This window comes from Flavobacterium artemisiae (assembly GCF_042678225.1).
Classification (GTDB): domain Bacteria; phylum Bacteroidota; class Bacteroidia; order Flavobacteriales; family Flavobacteriaceae; genus Flavobacterium; species Flavobacterium artemisiae.
Map to the genome: position 1 here is coordinate 368,984 of NZ_JBHUDZ010000012.1, position 17,862 is coordinate 386,845.

The 17,862-nt window shown below is 33.4% G+C and carries 14 protein-coding genes; 5 read left to right on the top strand and 9 right to left on the bottom strand.

Annotation, left to right across the window (positions count from 1 at the left end; all coding sequences use genetic code 11):
* Window positions 1-153: 153 nt before the first annotated feature.
* Both ACFSC2_RS12295 and ACFSC2_RS12300 read right to left on the bottom strand, forming a co-directional pair.
* Window positions 154-2,361: a TonB-dependent receptor gene (locus tag ACFSC2_RS12295; protein WP_379815147.1), complete on the bottom strand. Its 2,208-nt coding sequence runs from the start codon at window positions 2,359-2,361 to the stop codon at window positions 154-156.
* A 135-nt stretch (window positions 2,362-2,496) separates the two neighbouring features.
* On the bottom strand, window positions 2,497-2,850 hold the full coding sequence (locus ACFSC2_RS12300; RefSeq protein WP_379815146.1) for a hypothetical protein: 354 nt from the start codon (window positions 2,848-2,850) through the stop codon (window positions 2,497-2,499).
* A 222-nt stretch (window positions 2,851-3,072) separates the two neighbouring features.
* Between ACFSC2_RS12300 and ACFSC2_RS12305 the strand changes: the two genes are divergently transcribed.
* On the top strand, window positions 3,073-3,774 hold the full coding sequence (locus ACFSC2_RS12305) for a porin family protein (protein WP_379815145.1): 702 nt from the start codon (window positions 3,073-3,075) through the stop codon (window positions 3,772-3,774).
* On the opposite strand, the gene ACFSC2_RS12310 is transcribed toward ACFSC2_RS12305, so the two are convergent.
* Entirely contained in the window at window positions 3,769-4,374 is a 606-nt protein-coding gene (locus ACFSC2_RS12310) for a hypothetical protein (protein ID WP_379815144.1), read from the bottom strand. The two genes, ACFSC2_RS12305 and ACFSC2_RS12310, sit on opposite strands and share 6 nt — an antisense overlap.
* Before the next feature lie 133 nt (window positions 4,375-4,507).
* Here ACFSC2_RS12310 and ACFSC2_RS12315 point away from each other — a divergent pair, with 133 nt between their 5' ends.
* The 3 genes from ACFSC2_RS12315 to ACFSC2_RS12325 all read left to right on the top strand — a co-directional run bounded on the left by ACFSC2_RS12315 (window position 4,508) and on the right by ACFSC2_RS12325 (window position 8,727).
* A complete protein-coding gene (locus ACFSC2_RS12315) occupies window positions 4,508-6,979 on the top strand; it encodes a bifunctional UDP-N-acetylmuramoyl-tripeptide:D-alanyl-D-alanine ligase/alanine racemase (protein WP_379815143.1) in 2,472 nt (823 codons plus the stop codon).
* A 203-nt stretch (window positions 6,980-7,182) separates the two neighbouring features.
* A complete protein-coding gene (gene mscL, locus ACFSC2_RS12320; protein ID WP_379815142.1) occupies window positions 7,183-7,569 on the top strand; it encodes a large conductance mechanosensitive channel protein MscL in 387 nt (128 codons plus the stop codon).
* Window positions 7,570-7,737: 168 nt separating this feature from the next.
* Window positions 7,738-8,727: an aspartate-semialdehyde dehydrogenase gene (locus tag ACFSC2_RS12325; RefSeq protein ID WP_379815141.1), complete on the top strand. Its 990-nt coding sequence runs from the start codon at window positions 7,738-7,740 to the stop codon at window positions 8,725-8,727.
* Window positions 8,728-9,061: 334 nt separating this feature from the next.
* Here ACFSC2_RS12325 and ACFSC2_RS12330 read toward each other — a convergent pair whose 3' ends face one another.
* The 3 genes from ACFSC2_RS12330 to ACFSC2_RS12340 all read right to left on the bottom strand — a co-directional run bounded on the left by ACFSC2_RS12330 (window position 9,062) and on the right by ACFSC2_RS12340 (window position 11,012).
* Window positions 9,062-9,379 (bottom strand): 2Fe-2S iron-sulfur cluster-binding family protein, encoded by a 318-nt coding sequence (locus ACFSC2_RS12330; RefSeq protein ID WP_057121545.1) that lies wholly within the window; start codon window positions 9,377-9,379, stop codon window positions 9,062-9,064.
* A 187-nt stretch (window positions 9,380-9,566) separates the two neighbouring features.
* Window positions 9,567-9,806: a NifU family protein gene (locus tag ACFSC2_RS12335; RefSeq protein ID WP_057116000.1), complete on the bottom strand. Its 240-nt coding sequence runs from the start codon at window positions 9,804-9,806 to the stop codon at window positions 9,567-9,569.
* 75 nt (window positions 9,807-9,881) lie between these two features.
* Window positions 9,882-11,012, bottom strand: a complete 1,131-nt coding sequence (locus ACFSC2_RS12340; protein ID WP_379815140.1) for an Mrp/NBP35 family ATP-binding protein — start codon at window positions 11,010-11,012, stop codon at window positions 9,882-9,884.
* Between the two features lie 428 nt (window positions 11,013-11,440).
* Between ACFSC2_RS12340 and ACFSC2_RS12345 the strand changes: the two genes are divergently transcribed.
* Window positions 11,441-12,925, top strand: a complete 1,485-nt coding sequence (locus tag ACFSC2_RS12345) for a L,D-transpeptidase family protein (protein ID WP_379815139.1) — start codon at window positions 11,441-11,443, stop codon at window positions 12,923-12,925.
* Window positions 12,926-13,101: 176 nt separating this feature from the next.
* On the opposite strand, the gene ACFSC2_RS12350 is transcribed toward ACFSC2_RS12345, so the two are convergent.
* The 3 genes from ACFSC2_RS12350 to ACFSC2_RS12360 form a co-directional block, all read right to left on the bottom strand.
* Entirely contained in the window at window positions 13,102-15,528 is a 2,427-nt protein-coding gene (locus tag ACFSC2_RS12350) for an ABC transporter permease (RefSeq protein WP_379815138.1), read from the bottom strand.
* Window positions 15,529-15,652: 124 nt separating this feature from the next.
* The gene (locus ACFSC2_RS12355; protein WP_057115876.1) at window positions 15,653-16,360 is read right to left on the bottom strand and encodes an ABC transporter ATP-binding protein; all 708 of its coding nucleotides are present in this window, start codon (window positions 16,358-16,360) and stop codon (window positions 15,653-15,655) included.
* A gap of 152 nt (window positions 16,361-16,512) precedes the next feature.
* A complete protein-coding gene (locus tag ACFSC2_RS12360; RefSeq protein WP_379815137.1) occupies window positions 16,513-17,751 on the bottom strand; it encodes an efflux RND transporter periplasmic adaptor subunit in 1,239 nt (412 codons plus the stop codon).
* Between the last annotated feature and the right edge of the window lie 111 nt (window positions 17,752-17,862).

Here is a 17,862-nt window from a genome sequence, read left to right on the forward strand (position 1 = left end):
GTTTTAACAAAAATAGCACTTTTTGTTGTGAAAAATGAAGAAGGAAAAATTATACCATATAAGTCATATAAAGTTTATTTTAGATTCTTCTGAAGAATTTTCAAAATCTTCTGTGCTAAAATGAACTTATATGACTCATATGGTTTGAAAATGTTACAAATTAAAATTAACTCCCAGAACAATATTTCTTCCAATATTCGGAATACCGTCTGTTTTTAATCTCGAAAGGTGTGCAATGTATTTTTTATCGAAAAGATTGTTTCCGTTTAAGTTTACATCAAATGCATGTTTTCCAAGTTTTACCGTTCCTCCAAAACCTAAATTTACCAAAGTATAACCTTTAGAAGCCGTCTCAAAACCGCTTACATTGTCTTGACTGAAAGTCGAAGAAACATTCAAAGACGCAAATCCTTCACTTAACCAATTTTTAATGTTAAATTCTGTTCTTAGTGTATTGTTCCAATTGTTTGCAGGGATTAAAGGCAAGTAATCATTATTGTCTTTTTTACCAGTTACGGTTTCAAAACTTGTCTCAAAATGCAGCCAATCTAATGGATGAGGATGAAAATGAAGACCAACTTCACCACCGTATAATTTTGCATTATCCTGAACATACGCAAAAACATCATTGTCATCTAAAACTTCTCCAGTTGGCGAAGTATAAATATAATTGTTTACATGATTGTAAAATCCGTTTACGAAGAACTCAAAATGAGAATTTTTATATTCTAAATTAATGTCAGTCTGAACGTTTTGTTCTGTTTTCAAGTCTGCATTTCCAATTTCGTAACGATTTGTTCCTTCGTGAACACCGTTTGAAGTCAATTCTGCTAAGTTTGGTGCTCTAAATCCTGTTGCAACATTGGCGCGAAGTGTTAACGATTCTGCCAAATTAGTTTTGTAACCCAAAGAAGCATTAAAGCTGTCAAACGATTTGTCTAAAGCTTGAAAATAACCCTCTTCTCCTTCTTCTCCGTGAGCGATAGAAGTTATATTTCGATTGTCAAAACGAAGTCCTGCTTGAAGTACATTGGAGTTCCATTCGTAATTTGCTGTTCCAAAAACACCAAAATCGTTGGTTGTAGCATCTGGAATCAAATATTCTTCACCAGAATTTTTATTGGTTTGATGCATTCCCTGAACACCAAAAATCGTTTCAAAATTTCCTAGTTTAGGTAAATGGTATTTTGCGTTATAGTTGAAAGTATTCAATTTCATGTGCAAAGACGCTTCATTGCTGTCTTCAAACTCGCTTCGGTCATTAGAAATATAACCCAAATCAACATCAAGTTTAGAGTTTTCAAAGAAAATAACATTGTTTAAACTCAATAAATGATTGAAAATTCCCTGTCTCGGAAATTGTGTGTCTTTGCTCGAAGATTGTTCTGCGATTCCGTCTTCTGGAATTCCGATATCTAATTTATTATAGTTATATCTTAAAACACTAGAAAAACTAGAGTTGCTGTATCCGATTCCGGTTTTAAAATCGGTTTCATTATAACGTGAATTGGTTACACGATCTCCGTCTGCAATTTTGTAATCAGAATGTGTGTTGTAGCTTCCGCGAGCTAAGAATTTCCAATTATCGGTAGAAGTTTTTAAACCGATTGAAGAATTACTACCCTGCGTATTCGTAAAATATTTTTGACTGAAATTCGCTTTAAAAGTATTCGCGTCAGCAAATTTTTCAGGATTAAAATATAAAACACCACCCAAAGCATCAGAACCATAAAGCAAAGAAGCTGGGCCTTTTATAACTTCAACACTTTCGATTCCGGCATCATTTAAACCTAAACCATGTTCGTCTCCAAACTGCTGGTTTTCGATACGAACGCCTTGTGAATAAACCAAAACACGATTGCCGCTAAGACCTCGAATTACAGGTTTTCCGATTGAAGTTCCAGTCGAAATCTGAGAAACTCCAGGAATAGTTGCCAAACCTTCAATTAAAGTAGAAGTTCCTTTTTGCTGTAAAGTTTTAATGCTTTCATGCTCTACTTTCATTACATTTTGCGATTGCAATTTGTTGAAAGGCGTAGAAACGATTACTTCGTCCATTTCCAAAATAGATTCTTCCAGCGTAATGTCTAAAGTGTTTTCTTTTGATAATTTGACAATCGTTTTATTTTGAGTGGCATAACCCACAAAGGCAAATGAAAGGCGTAAACTTCCGTTTGGCAGATTGTTAAATTCGTATTTACCGTTCGCGTCTGTTGTTGTTCCTTTGTGTAATTCTGGTGCATAAACAGAAACGCCCGGCATTGGCTGATTTTGAGAATCGATTACGGTTCCAGAAACAGAATTTTGAGCAGAAAGTATGCTCGAGAACCCGAAAATAAGGGCTATAATAAGTTTTTTCATTTGAAAATGATGCTATAGTTTTAATGATTGATTTTTTAGACTAAAAGCATACCAACACACGATTTGAATTTTCAAATTCGAATGAAAGAGATGTTTTAGAATAAATGAAAGATTGGTTTTCGAGTATTTCGAAAACTAAGAAACTATAACATTCGGAGGACCCCGTAAAAAGTAAAAATCTCCAGAAAACGAAAGGATATTTTCTGTTAAAGCAAAGAAATAAGGAGTTTCTTTTTGAAAAGAAAGACATTGAAATGAAAAACTATCAGGAACAAGATAACTGCCAAAAGCAAAATTACAAACAAAACAAAGGTCATAATCATGATGCTGATGCGTTATTTCGCCATTCGGATCATTATAAGCGTGATGACATTGCTTCTCTGAAAGTTGTTTTACAATGTGCTCATAACTATGTATCGACTGAAACAATATTGAGAACAATATCATTACAGCAGATGCGAAACTTATTATGAGCTGTTTTCTTTTCATGCTTTGCAAAGGTATAAAAGATAAAAATATAAATGCATCTAATTTTTGTTTCGAAAAATGTATTTCTTGAAAAAAGTACAGTAAATAGCTTTATTCATCATTAAAAAAAGAATAATTAGATCAGAATCGTGTCCAAAGACATCATTATATTATATTTGTATATGAAATAAATCAGGTTTGAAAAGCGTTTGCTATAAAGACCTCTTAAAATAAAACTCCAATATGCGAATTATATACAGCTGTTTAATTTTACTCACTAGTTTTTACTCTTTTGCACAAGATGTTAAGCCTGAAGTAAAACCAGTGGTCAAAATTGACTCGCTGTATCGAGAAGATCAGTTTTATTTTTCGATAACTTATAATATGTTTACCGATATTCCGGCTCAGTTTAGGCAAAATAAATTTTCTCTCGGACTTGCAGGCGGTTTTCTTCGCGATATGCCAATTAATAAATCAAGAACAGTTGCAATTGCGACAGGTTTAGGTTTGAGTTATCAAAACTATTTTCAAAATCTTACTATTTCTAAAGACGCTTCTGGAGCAGTTGCATACGGCGTAAATGATTACGGACAGTTTGTTTCTAACCGTTACAGACAATACGCTGTTGAACTTCCGATAGAGTTTAGATGGCGCAACTCTACTTTTGAAAGTTATAAATTCTGGCGTATTTATGGAGGAATGAAATTAAGTTATATTTTTTCAAGCTCATCAGTTTTAGATGATGGAGAACAAACTTATAGAATCAATAATAATCCGGACATCAATAAATTTCAGTACGGTCCGTATATTTCTGCGGGTTATAATACTTGGAATCTTTACATCTATTATGGTTTAAGCCCATTGTTTAAATCGGCAACAACTGTAGATGGTAATAAGATTAATTTAAAGACCTTAAATGCAGGTTTGATTTTTTATATTCTATAACCAGAGATATAAAAAAAGCAGTTGCGGCATAATGCCGACAAACAATCCAATTAAGATTTCTCTTGGCGTATGTGCATCCATTTCTAAGCGCGAAGAAGCAACAACTCCAGAAAGTAAAATAAGCAATGCCGGCCAATACGGATTATGCATTTGAAGATGAATGTTAAGTCCGATTACAAAAATGGTAAAGCCGGTTATTGCTACCATATGAAGACTTGCTTTTATTTTAAATAAAGCGCAGACCAAAGCCAAAATAGTGCTGAATAAAGCTCCCAGAAAAAAGAAATGAAGCTCCGGATAACGCAGAATTACAATACTTCGTTTGACCAATAAAATATACAAAAAGCATTGTAAAACCAGCGGAATTGTGCGTTCTGAGGTCTTACTCAGCATAATCGATTTTACGTGCCCGGTTGATTTTAGCAATAAATAAAATAAAACCGGAACAATAACATTGATAACCAAGATTTGAAAAAGCACAAAATATTTTTCCTGCGAACTAAAAAGATCTTCTTTATAGAACAAATAAAATAAAGTGGCGTAAAGCGATATAAAAATCGGATGCAGTATATAGGAGAATATTGGAAGAAACTTTTTCAAAACAATAAATTTTTCGGGTATCTAACAAATATACTTTTTTGCCACGAATTCACGAATGATAAAAAAAGGAAATTCGTCAATTCGTGGCAAATTAACTCGTAATGCTGTAATTTTGAAAAAAAGAAATTTCCAAATGAGCCTAAACTTAAAAAGCCTGATTTCAGTTCTAAATGCCAAATGGATTGGTTTAGAAACTGATGTTTTTATCGATCATGTTTCAATTGACAGCCGTTCACTTCAGAACGGATCTCAAACTTTGTTTTTTGCTCTGGCCGGAGTTAACAACGATGCTCATTTGTTTATTCCAGATTTAATAAAAAATGGTGTAAAGAATTTTGTAGTGCATTATATTCCAGATAATTGTGCAGATAAAGCTAATTTTTTGATTGTAAAAAACACATTGCATGCACTTCAGGAATTTGCAGGATATTATAGAAATATTTTTCATTTTCCGATCATCGGAATAACAGGAAGCAACGGCAAAACCATTGTAAAAGAATGGCTTAACTTTTTATTGAGCCCCGATTATAATATAATCAGAAGTCCAAAAAGTTATAACTCACAAGTTGGTGTGCCGCTTTCGGTTATTGCGATTAATGAAAAGCATAATTTAGGAATCTTTGAAGCGGGAATTTCGACAGTAAGTGAAATGTCTAAATTAGAGAAAATCATTAAGCCAAATATTGGAATACTTACAAGTATTGGTTCTGCTCACGATGAAGGCTTTGAAAATATAGTGCAGAAGATTGATGAAAAATTGCTGCTGTTTAAAGATTGTTCAGTCATTATTTATCAAAAAAATGAAATTGTTGATTCGTGTTTAACTCAATTTACTGCCGAGTATATGATGCATCCGAGAAAGCTTTTTTCATGGAGTTTCAAAGATAATAGCGCCGATGTTTTTATTTTGAAAAAGGAAGTTGAGAATGAATCTACAGTAATTCAATATCAATTTAAAAAAGAAGTTCATAATTTGATAATTCCCTTCAGCGATGCAGCTTCGGTAGAAAATGTCATTTCTTGTTTGTTGATTTTGTTGTATTTTAATTATGATCAGGAAACAATTCAGAATCGAATTGAAATGCTTTATCCTGTTCGAATGCGTCTTGAAGTGAAAAACGGAATTAACAATTGCAGTATTATCGATGATAGTTACAGCTCCGATTTTCAATCGCTCAAAATTGCTTTGGATTTTCTAGAAAGCCAAAAGAAAAAAGGTGCTTCTAAAACGGTTATTTTATCTGATATTTTTCAAAGCGGTTTTACAAACGAAGAGTTGTATTCTAAAGTTGCCCAATTAATTTCGGACAATAAAATAAATCGTGTAATTGGAATCGGACCAACGATTTCTTCTTTTGCCGATCAGTTTGAAAACAGTACAATGTTTCAAAACACAACTGATTTTATTGAGGCAATTGAAAGCCTGAATTTTAATAATGAAACCATTTTAATCAAAGGAGCAAGATCATTTCAGTTTGAAGAAATTGTGTCGCTTCTTGAAGAGAAAACACACGAAACAGTTCTCGAAATTAATCTGGATGCAATTAGTCATAATTATAATTATTTTAAATCGAAGCTGGCACCAACAGTCAAAATGATGGTAATGGTAAAAGCTTTTGGTTACGGAAACGGCGGTTTGGAAATTGCAAAACTGCTGGAACATCATAAAGTAGATTATTTAGGTGTGGCTTTCGCCGATGAAGGAATTTCGCTTAAAAACGGTGGCATCAAATTACCGATTATGGTTTTAAATCCAGAATCGACCAGTTTTCCTTCGATTATTCAATACCAATTAGAACCAGAAATTTATAGTGTAAAAGGTTTAAATGCCTTTTTAAAAATTGCACGCGAAAAGAATCTAAAAGATTTTCCGATTCATATTAAAATCGATACCGGAATGCATCGTTTGGGTTTTGAAGAAAATACTTTAGACGAATTGATTCAGACTTTAAAAGGAAATTCGACCGTTCGTGTTCAAAGTGTTTTATCGCATTTGGCAACAAGCGATGATACCAAACATTATGATTTTGTAAATAAGCAGATTGCGTTGTTCGAAAAGCTTTCTTCTCGATTAATAAACGAATTAAATATAAATCCGATTCGTCATATTTTGAATACCTCTGGCATCAGCAATTTCCCGAATGCGCAATACAATATGGTGCGTTTAGGAATTGGTTTGTACGGAGTTTCAAATGATCCAGCAGAACAAAAATACCTAGAAAATGTTGGAACACTTAAATCCATTATTTCGCAGGTTCGTACAATTCCCGCAGGCGACAGCGTAGGTTACGGAAGAAGATTTATGGCTGAAAAAGAAACCAAAATCGCCACAATTCCGATTGGTTACGCTGACGGAATCGCAAGATTGTGGGGCAATGAAGTGGGTTTTGTGGTCATAAAAAATCAAAAGGCGAAAATCGTAGGCAGTGTTTGTATGGATATGTTAATGGTAAACGTAACAGAAATTGACTGCAAAGAAGGTGATTCTGTAGTGATTTTCGGCGAAAGCCCAACAGTAATTGAAATGGCTGAGGCACTAAAAACCATTCCGTACGAAATTATGACGAGTATTTCGCAACGAGTAAAGCGCGTATTTTTCAGATAGTTTGTTTTGAACCATATAAGTTATATAAGGGCATTTTAGTTTGACTTGTTTTCTTTTTTGTTTAAGAGTATTTTAAATCATTCCATAAAGCTTATAATTCCTTACATGACTTATATGGTTTAAAAGTCAATGAGAAATGAGGTTTTTTAAGGAAAATTGCGTATTTTCGATATTCATTTATTTAAAAACTAAACAAATCAGATATGGGATTTTTTTCAGAATTTAAGGCATTTGCAATGAAAGGCAATGTAGTTGACCTTGCTGTTGCTGTAATTATTGGAGCTGCTTTCGGTAAGATTGTAAATTCATTTATTGAAGATGTAATCACACCGTTAGTTTTAAAACCTGCTTTAGATGCAGCTCATTTGTCAAAAATAGAAGATTTAGTTGCCTTTGGAGGCGTTAAATACGGCCTTTTTCTTTCGGCAGTAATCAACTTTATAATTGTAGCCTTTGTTTTATTTTTGATTATTAAAGCAATGAACAGCCTTAAAAAGAAAGAAGAACCGGCACCAAACCAGCCTGCAGCACCAACTCAAGAAGAATTGCTTACGCAGATTAGAGATCTTTTAAAAAGTAAAAATATATAATACCGCTACACTAAGTCTAACTTAACCGCCTACTAAAGAGGCGGTTTTTTTACAAAATGTTTATTTTATAACATTTTGTTATTTTTTGTGAATCACCTTGCGGAGACTTTTATTATACTTATTTTTGCCATACAAATTAGAATAATTGATTTATTTAAAAATATAAAAATGAGAATAGCGGTTGTAGGTGCTACCGGAATGGTGGGCGAAGTAATGCTTAAAGTTTTAGCAGAAAGAAATTTTCCTGTTACAGAATTAATTCCTGTTGCATCTGAAAGATCAGTAGGAAAAGAAATTGAATATAAAGGAACTAAATATAAGGTAGTTGGTTTACAAACAGCAGTTGACATGAAAGCAGATATCGCTGTTTTTTCAGCTGGTGGGGATACTTCTTTAGAATGGGCTCCAAAATTTGCTGCTGCTGGAACGACCGTTATCGATAACTCATCAGCATGGAGAATGGATCCGACTAAGAAATTGGTTGTACCAGAAATCAATGCTTCTGTTTTAACGAAAGAAGATAAAATTATTGCAAATCCAAACTGTTCAACAATTCAGATGGTTTTGGCTTTAGCACCTTTGCACCAAAAATACAACATCAGAAGAATTATTGTTTCTACTTACCAATCTATCACAGGAACTGGTGTAAAAGCGGTAAAACAATTAGAAAATGAGTATGCTGGAGTGCAAGGAGATATGGCATACAAATATCCAATTCACAGAAATGCAATCCCGCATTGCGACAGCTTCGAAGATAACGGATATACTAAAGAGGAAATGAAATTAGTTCGTGAGACTCAAAAAATCTTGGGTGATAACACGATCAGAGTTACAGCTACTGCAGTTCGTGTACCAGTTGTTGGAGGCCACAGCGAGGCAGTAAACGTAGAGTTTACAAATGATTTTGAAGTTAATGAAGTTCGCGAAATTCTACATAATACAGATGGAGTAGTAGTACAGGATAATTTAGATACATTTACATATCCAATGCCTTTGTACGCAGAAGGTAAAAATGATGTTTTCGTTGGAAGAATTCGTCGTGACGAAAGCCAGCCAAATACATTAAACATGTGGATTGTTGCTGATAATTTAAGAAAAGGTGCCGCAACTAACACCATTCAAATCGCTGAATATTTAATTCAAGCAGGTTTGGTATAAAAATATAGTTGAAGAAAATTGTTAAAAAGGAAAAACCGTGATTACGTAAAAGTGATTACGGTTTTTTTGATAAATAGACATATCATTATTCAACAACAAACCCGACAGGTTTTTAAAATCTGTCGGGTTTGTTGTTGAATACCAATCTACATTCCGAAGGAATGCCTGCTCGGTAGAAAATAAATTTGAATTACGGTTGCACGTTCCGTAGGAACGTTGATTATTGAATATTGTTTTGCGACAAACAATATTATTTTTTCCACCGACCAGATATCCTACGGAATATATAAGTTAATAAAAAAGCGAGAATTGAGGTTCTCGCTTTTTTTATATTTTAATATTCAGGAGCCAATTCTAACTCCAATCCTTCTAAGTCTTCGGTAATTGGAATTTGACAGCCTAAACGACTATTAGATTTAACGTAAAACGCTTCAGAAAGCATAGCCTCTTCTTCATCTCCCATTTCTGGTAATGCAACATCATTTAGAACATAACATTGGCACGAAGCGCACATAGCCATACCGCCGCAGGTTCCTTCAACAGGAAGTTCGTATGCTTTGCATAACTCCATAATGTTCATTGCCATATCAGTAGGAGCTTGTAATTCGTGAATAACTCCTTCTCGATCTTTAATCTTTATTAATACATCCATTTTAAATTATTGGAATTTTATTTTAGGATTAGAAAACGTGTCCAAATCCTTCATAATTAATTTTAGCTTTTCGATTTCTGTTTTTGGCTTATTATAATGCAATATCATTTTGGGATGCATTATGTTCTAGATTCCTGAAGTAGATCTATATACTGTTAAAACATAAAGTCGAAAACAATTAAACGATTTACATAATATTTACCACAGTTTCAATTTGCGGCGCATATTTTTTTATTGTTGTTTCGACACCTGCTTTCAGTGTCATTTGATTTACGCTGCAGCTAATGCAAGCTCCTTCCAAACGAACTTTTACATGTTTATCATCTTCAATAGAAATCAATGAAATATCTCCACCGTCTGATTTCAAAAATGGTCTTATCTCGTCTAAGGCCAATAAAACATTATTTGTTAATTCTTCTGTTGTCATAATTATAATGTGTCAATTTATAATGTGCCAATTAGATATTATGTACATTCTCTAATTGGCACATTATCTAATTATCTAATTTTTTTTAACTGCCGAACAACCTGCCATTGTTGTAATTTTTACGGCTTCTGTTGCTGGTAAACTTTCGTTTCTGTTTACTGTTTCTTGTACAACATTTCGAGTGATTTCTTCGAATACTTTCTCGATTGGCGAAGCAGTCTGTAATGCTGCAGGACGACCGTAATCTCCCGCTTCACGAATAGATTGTACAATTGGAACTTCTCCTAAGAACGGAACTTCTAAATCTGCAGCCAGATTTTTTGCACCTTCTTGTCCAAAGATATAATATTTATTTTCTGGTAATTCTTCTGGTGTAAAGTAAGCCATGTTTTCGATAATTCCTAAAACAGGAACATTGATATTATCTTGCATAAACATTGCAACTCCTTTTTTAGCATCTGCAAGTGCCACAGCTTGTGGTGTACTTACTACAACCGCTCCAGTAATAGGAAGCGACTGCATGATCGATAAGTGAATATCTCCTGTTCCTGGAGGTAAATCAAGAAGCATGAAATCTAATTCTCCCCAATCTGCATCAAAGATCATTTGGTTTAAAGCTTTTGCAGCCATTGGTCCTCTCCAGATTACAGCTTGGCTTGGAGCAGTAAAGAATCCGATAGAAAGCATTTTGATTTCGTAGCTTTCGATTGGTTTCATTTTCGATTTTCCGTCAACCGTAATAGAAACTGGTTTCTCGTTTTCAACATCGAACATAATCGGCATCGATGGTCCGTAAATATCAGCATCTAAAACACCAACTTTAAAGCCCATTTTTGCAAGCGTTACCGCCAAATTTGCTGTTACAGTAGATTTTCCTACTCCTCCTTTTCCAGAAGCAACAGCAATAATATTTTTGATTCCAGGAATAGCGCGGCCTTTAATTTCTGGCTTTTCTGGAGATTCTACTTTAATATTTACTTTAACTTTTGCGTCAGGCGAAATTAATTCGTGAATTGTTTTTTTAATATCGTCTTCGGCTCTTTTTTTAATGTGCATTGCAGGTGTGTGCAATACCAAATCTACAACGGCTTCGTCTCCAAAAGTAATAACGTTGGTTACAGCACCGCTTTCAACCATATTTTTTCCTTCTCCAGCTATAGTAATTGATTCTAAAGCTTTAAGAATTTCTTTTCTATCTAATTTCATTGTGATGGGCTATTTTTGTATTGTACGAAATCAGAATATAAGATAATATTTATTTAAACTGATTTCAGGGTGCAAAGATAACGGATTAAGTTCGGAATTAAACGTTTTTTGAATTGTAATTATTGATATTGAGATTATTCAAAATTATTCTATGGAGATTTTCGTCACTATTTTGAGAATGAATGTTTTGGATGTAAAAATTTTCTTTTAAAATAACGAAGGTTTTTAAGATGAAAATAGAGGGTCTTTTTGTCTAAATTTTCTTCTTTTTTGAATTAGATTCTCACAAAACTTGATTATATTTGACACGCCTTAAGTCTGTGATTTTCAAATAGTAAAAAGTATGTGAAAACTTATTTTTAGGTCATTTTATTGAGTTTTCGATATTTTTTTTAAAAGTTTTTTCTTCAAACTTAAACTTTAAAAATATGCGAAATTTTACTTTGCCGACGATTCTCATTGCAATCAGTTTTTTTGCATTTTCATTTAAGGCAGCCCCAGACAAAATAAAAAGCATAGAATCTGCTGTTGTTTCTAAATATGCCGTAGTAACTATTGATGCCGCAGCGATTAATTCTTTTTTTAAAAAATATCCAAAACTCAAAAAATACCAAAAAGATGTTGAGGGTATTTATAAAGCCAAAGAATACAAATCGATTTGGTATGATGACAAAAGTATATCAGAATTTGGAGCCTTATTATATCAAAAGGTAAATGTTCTTAAAGATCAGGGAATAGATAGTACAATGCCTTACAAAGAGGTTATAGACGAAGCATTTAACGAAAGTGATAATATTGTACCGCCGCAGATTGATACCGAATTACTGCTCACCAACATGTATGTTTTTTACGCAAGCAACGTCTATTCTGGTGTAGATTCGGCAACTTTAAAAAAGATTGGATGGTATCTTCCGTCCAAAACCATTTCGTATTCCAGAATATTAGATTCGCTAATTGTAGACAACAGTCGTCTGAATGAAGACGATTATCTCTTATTCAATCAATATTATAAACTTCAGGATGCTTTAAAAAAATATCGCAAAATAGAAAAAGACAATCTTTGGCAGAAAATTACGATCGACAGCGCCAATTATAAAGATTTAAGACCAGACGATACTGCCATAGCAATTAAGCAGATAAGACAGCGATTATATGTCGTCGGCGATCTTAAACAAGACAATAAGAGCGATATTTATGACGAAGAATTAATGGCGGGAGTTTTGAATTATAAAAGAAGATACAATCTAAAACTGAATTACGCCATTACAAGAGATCATATCAATCAACTTAACGAACCGATCAGTAAAAGAATCAAAACGATTATGCTGAACATGGAGCGCTGCCGTTGGATTCCGACCAAATTAGCGAAAGCCAATGAATATATTATGGTTAATATTCCATCATTTAGAATGTTTTATGTGAAAGGCGGACAGTACGCGCTGGTTTCGGATATTTTTGTGGGAAGCCGATTAAGTGAAACGGTGATTTTTAGCGGTACAATGGATCGAATTGTTTTCAGTCCGTATTGGTATGTGCCGAAAAGCATCATTCAGAACGAATTAAAACTGCAGATGGCAAACGATAAAAACTATCTTGCCGATCATAATATGGAATGGAACGGCGGAAAAGTGAGACAAAAACCCGGTCCTAAAAACTCTTTAGGTTTGGTAAAATTTATGTTCCCGAATCCGAACGATATTTACATGCATGATACGCCTGCAAAAAGTTTATTTGAATTTGAAAAACGAACGTTCAGCCACGGTTGTATAAATGTGAAAGAAGCAAAAGCACTGGCATTAGAAATCTTAAAAGACGATCCAGACTGGCCTGTCGATAAAATTGACAAAGCAATGAGCGGTGAAAAAGAAACAACCTGTATGCTTAAAAATAAAATTCCGGTTTACATTGGTTAGTTTACAGCTTGGGTTCAGGATAACGGAGAAATTAATTTCTTTCCAGATGTTTACGGAAGAGACGATAGTTTAGATAAACTGCTTTATTCTGATGCTGTTACAATGAAATAAAAAATAAAAGCCCGACGGATTTAACTGAAATCTGTCGGGCTTCTTAAAAAAAATGGTCTACAAGTTTATTCGTATTTAAGATACTTCAATACATCAATTTTGGTTACTTGATACGCTTTTGTTAAAACAATTACTAATGTCAAACAAAGAAGCGAAATCAATGCTACACCAAACGGAATTGGAGAAACTCCAATTCTGAAAGCAAAATCTTCAAGCCATTTTTGTAATAAGATATAGGCAGGAATAATTCCGATTCCAAACCCCATTAAGCAGAAAAGAACGTATTGTTTTGATAATTCTTTTAATAAAATATCGGTTTCTGCACCTAATGTCTTTCTAATGGCAATTTCTTTCAATCTTCTCTCCATCGAAAATGATGCCAAAGCGAACAATCCGAACACAGCAATTATAATTACAACCATATTTAAGATAAAAAACAGATTTTTTTGCTTGATTTGTTCTTCATAAGTTTTAGCGAACCCTTTGTTAACAAATTCATAGTCAAAAGGATAATCAGGATTTACGTTTTTCTCCCAATACGATTTCAATTTTTCTAACGTTTCTGTTAAATTATTTGGAGATACCTTTACAAACACATTATTAAAGTTATTCCATTTTAAAGTTTTAAGATTAATAAAGACCATTGGCGGTACTTTATTTTGTAAACCAGTAATATTAAAATCTTTTACAACGCCGACAACTTTAAATTTCAAATTACCTTTTTCATCTCCCCATCCAGAGGTTACAACAGTATTTATCGGGTCTTTAAGATTTAATATTTTTACCAGCGTTTCATTCATCAGCATGCTGTTGATTGTGTCTGATGCAAACTTAGGAGATAGATCACGTCCTTGAACAATTTTGATTTTCATCATATCCAGAAAACCAAAATCCATTTCGACATTTCTTGGCTGTACAAAAATACCATTATGTGTAAATCCAGAACTTGAATTGGTGCTTCCTCCAAAAGAACCAGCGAATGTAGAAACATCTCTAACTCCAGGAATTTTGGCTATTTCTTGTTTGTCAACCAAATATTGCTGTGTTCTTTTAAATCGATCTGGTTTGTTGTATGGAATCGAAATAACTTGATCGCCGCTGAATCCCAGATCTTTATTTATCATATAATTAACCTGAGAATTGACAATCAAAGCACCAATGATGAAAAATGCTGCGATTCCGAATTGAAAAATAAGCATTGAATTTCGAACCCAAATACCGCTTTTACTTCTAGAAAAATTGCCTTTTAAAACTTTTAAAGTTTCAAAATTTGAGATATAAATAGCAGGAAATATACCGCCCAAAATAATAACTAATCCAAATATTAAAATGAGCTGCAGGTAAAATTCACTGCCATTTATAGTCAAATTTTTCCCTAAAAAGTTGTTGTAAAAAGGCAATGATAGCTCTACAATAGCAAGCGCAAAGACAATAGCAAGAAGCACAATTATAGCAGTTTCAAAAATAAACTGAGTGATAATCTGCTTTTTCGTTGCGCCGACAATTTTGCGAACACCAACTTCCTTGGCACGTTTTATTGCCGATGCCGTTGCAAGATTTACATAATTTACAAGCGATAAAATCAAAATTAAAACAGACAAGCCAGCCATGATATAAAGCAGTTTTAAATTGCCCATGCCTTCAGGAAAATTACTTCCAGAGGCTTTTGTGCCATGCAGACGAGCAGTCTTTAACTGATCCAGAATAATTTTAATTTCGCCGTTTTCTTTTACATATTGTTCCACTGTCTGTCCGCTTTCTTTGGCATCTTTTACAGTACGGTTTACAAAGTTTACGTTATGCATTTTCTTTAAAACCGAAGCAGGATCAGCATTTTTTTTGATTTTAATCAAGAAACCATAATTAAAATTTCCCCATCTGTTTTCGTCGCCATCTCTTTTTACACCGCTGAAAACATAATTTGGTTCTATAGAAGAAGGTCTGGTAACACGATAAACCGATTTTACAGTATAATTTGCAGTTCCGTAAAAGACAGATTTACCAATTGGATCCTGATCTTTAAAAAGTAATTGGGCCTGTTCTTCAGAAATGGCAACGCTGTTTTTTTCTTTTAGAATATTTGTTTTGGCTCCTTTTAAAATTTCGAAAGGAAAAAAATCAAAGAAATTATTATCACTGACCATTATTTTTTTAGTCAATAATTTTTGACCTTGATATTTGATAATATCCTGATCGTACCAAGTATTAAAAAAACAGATTTTTTCGATTTCAGGAATAGTCGCTTTGCAGGTTTCTCCAAACGGAATCGAACTGGTTGCCCAAGTATCCCCGGTTGCTCCGATTTTGTTTAGAACCATGTAGGTGTCTTCTTTTCCTGGATTCCATTGATCGTACGAATGTTCATTATTCCAATACAAAATCGCGAAAATCACGCCCGCAATTCCGATGCTTAATCCTAAAACATTTAAAAGCGAAAACAGTTTGCTTTGCTTTAAATGATAGATAAATATTTTAAACCAGTTGAAAATCATGGTATATGTTTTTAGTTAAATGAGTTTTTTTTAAAGATTTTTTCTTTAAAGCATTGTAAAAATTTTGCAGACAAATTCTACCAGAATAACGAATGCAGTAACAATAATTTTAATCATCATTTAATTATTTAGCGTCCATAAAAACATCAACATTTCGTTGATTTAATTTTTCAGAAAATATAACTCCGTCTTTCATATGAATCGTTCTTTGCGAAAAAGAAGCATCATAATCAGAGTGGGTAACCATCAGGATTGTAGCGCCTTTAGCGTGTAAATCGGTTAAAAGTTCCATCACTTCGTTACCGTTTTTACTGTCTAAGTTTCCAGTCGGCTCATCAGCAAGGATAATTTTCGGATCGTTTACCAAAGCCCTTGCCACCGCAACTCTTTGTTGTTGTCCTCCAGAAAGCTGCTGCGGAAAATGTTTCAATCGGTGCGAAATATTTAATTTCTCTGCAATGGCTTCAATTTTTTGCTTTCTCTCAGAAGCTTTTACATTGTTGTAAAGTAAAGGCAGTTCGATATTATCGTAAACAGAAAGCTCGTCGATCAAGTTGAAGTTTTGGAAAATAAATCCGATGTTTTCTTTTCGCACTTTAGCCCTTCCTTTTTCTTTTAAACCGATCATTTCTTGGTCTAACAATTTGTAGCTTCCGTCACTGGCGCTGTCTAGAAGTCCAATAATATTTAGTAAAGTCGATTTTCCACAGCCAGAAGGCCCCATAATAGTTAGAAAATCTCCTTTTTTAATCTCTAAGTTGATACCGCTCAAAGCAGCAGTTTCTATTTCTTCTGTTCTAAAAACTTTGGTTAAATTCTGAATCGTAATCATAATTTTTAAGGTTTTGAAATGTTATTAAATACGTTTTTTGATTGATGATTGATGTTTTTATATTTTTTTGTTTCAGGTTTCAAGTTTCAGGTTCTTTTCGTTGCGTTAACTTGAAACTTGAAACTTGAAACCTGAAACAAATGAAACTTATATTATTCCAGCGAAAGCACTTCTATGTCTTTGTAATCTGTATAAGATGAAGTAATTACCGATTCTCCTTCTTTTAAGCCTTCTAGAACTTCATAATACGAAGGATTTTCGCGTCCTAATTTGATATTTCTTCTTTCGGCTTTATTTCCTTTTACGACAAAAATCCATTTTCCTGCCGCTTCTTGGTTAAAACTTCCTCTCGGAATTACTAATGTTTTATTCTTTTCAGATAAAATCAATTTTACGCCAAAACTAAGTCCGTCTTGTAATACAATGTTTTCTTTTGATGTGAAAACCAGTTCAACTGTAAAGCGTCCGCCTTTTACTTCTGGAATAACTTTGGTAACTAAAACTTCAAGATTTGAACCTTTAAATTCAACCTGACCTTTTAGACCTTCTCTAATTTTTTCCAAATAAAACTCATCCACTTCTGCGACCAATTTATAGCCTTTTTTAGAATCGATTTTTCCGATGCTTGCTCCAGCCTGAAAAGTTTTTCCTAAAACCGGTTCAAAAGAAGTTAATCTTCCCGTTTCTGGTGCAGTAATCAGGAAATTCTTTTTGTTATTTCTAAGAATGTCCAAACTTTTCTCCATAGTCTGAATCGAACGATTGATCTGCGAAATCTGAACTTGATTGCTTTGTTTTTCTTTCTGAATGCTTTGTTGAATTGTTCTTTTGCGCTCTTCCTGAAAACGAAGACTTTCTTTAAACGTATTCCAGTCGTTTTTAGAAATTACCTCTTTATCGTAAAGCTTAGAATTCATATGGTACAATCTTTTGGCATCATTATAATCATGCTCGATTAAAACAAAATCTTTTGTCAAGTTCAATTCCTGATTTCTAATATTCAGTTTTCCTGTATTTAAGTTGTTGATTTGTTCAATAATAGCCGTTTCTTGAGTAAGATAATTTAATTCTGTATTTGGGTTGTACAAACGCGCCAATGATTGTCCTTTGGTTACCATTGCGCCATTTTCTACAAAAATCTCTTTTACAGAACCGCCCTCGGTAACATTTACGAGCATCAAATTTAGAGGTTCTACTTTTGCCTGAAAAACTACAAAGTCTTCAAAGAAAGCTTTTTCTGCTTTTTGAATGGTTATTTCTTCTGTTTTTACATTTAAAGTTCTTTTGGTATTAAAGGCAAAAAAAACGATGACAGCCAAAACTAAAAAAACAGCAATTGCTATTGAGAGATATCTAAATTTTTTATTTTTACGAGGAATTATCTTGTCCATTTCTTTAATAATTTACTGATAGTCAATAGGTAAATACTGTGCCATAAAATTTATTTTTTGTAAAGCATTGATTTTAAAGAGGCTTTGAAAATGGACTTAAAAAAGCAGTGT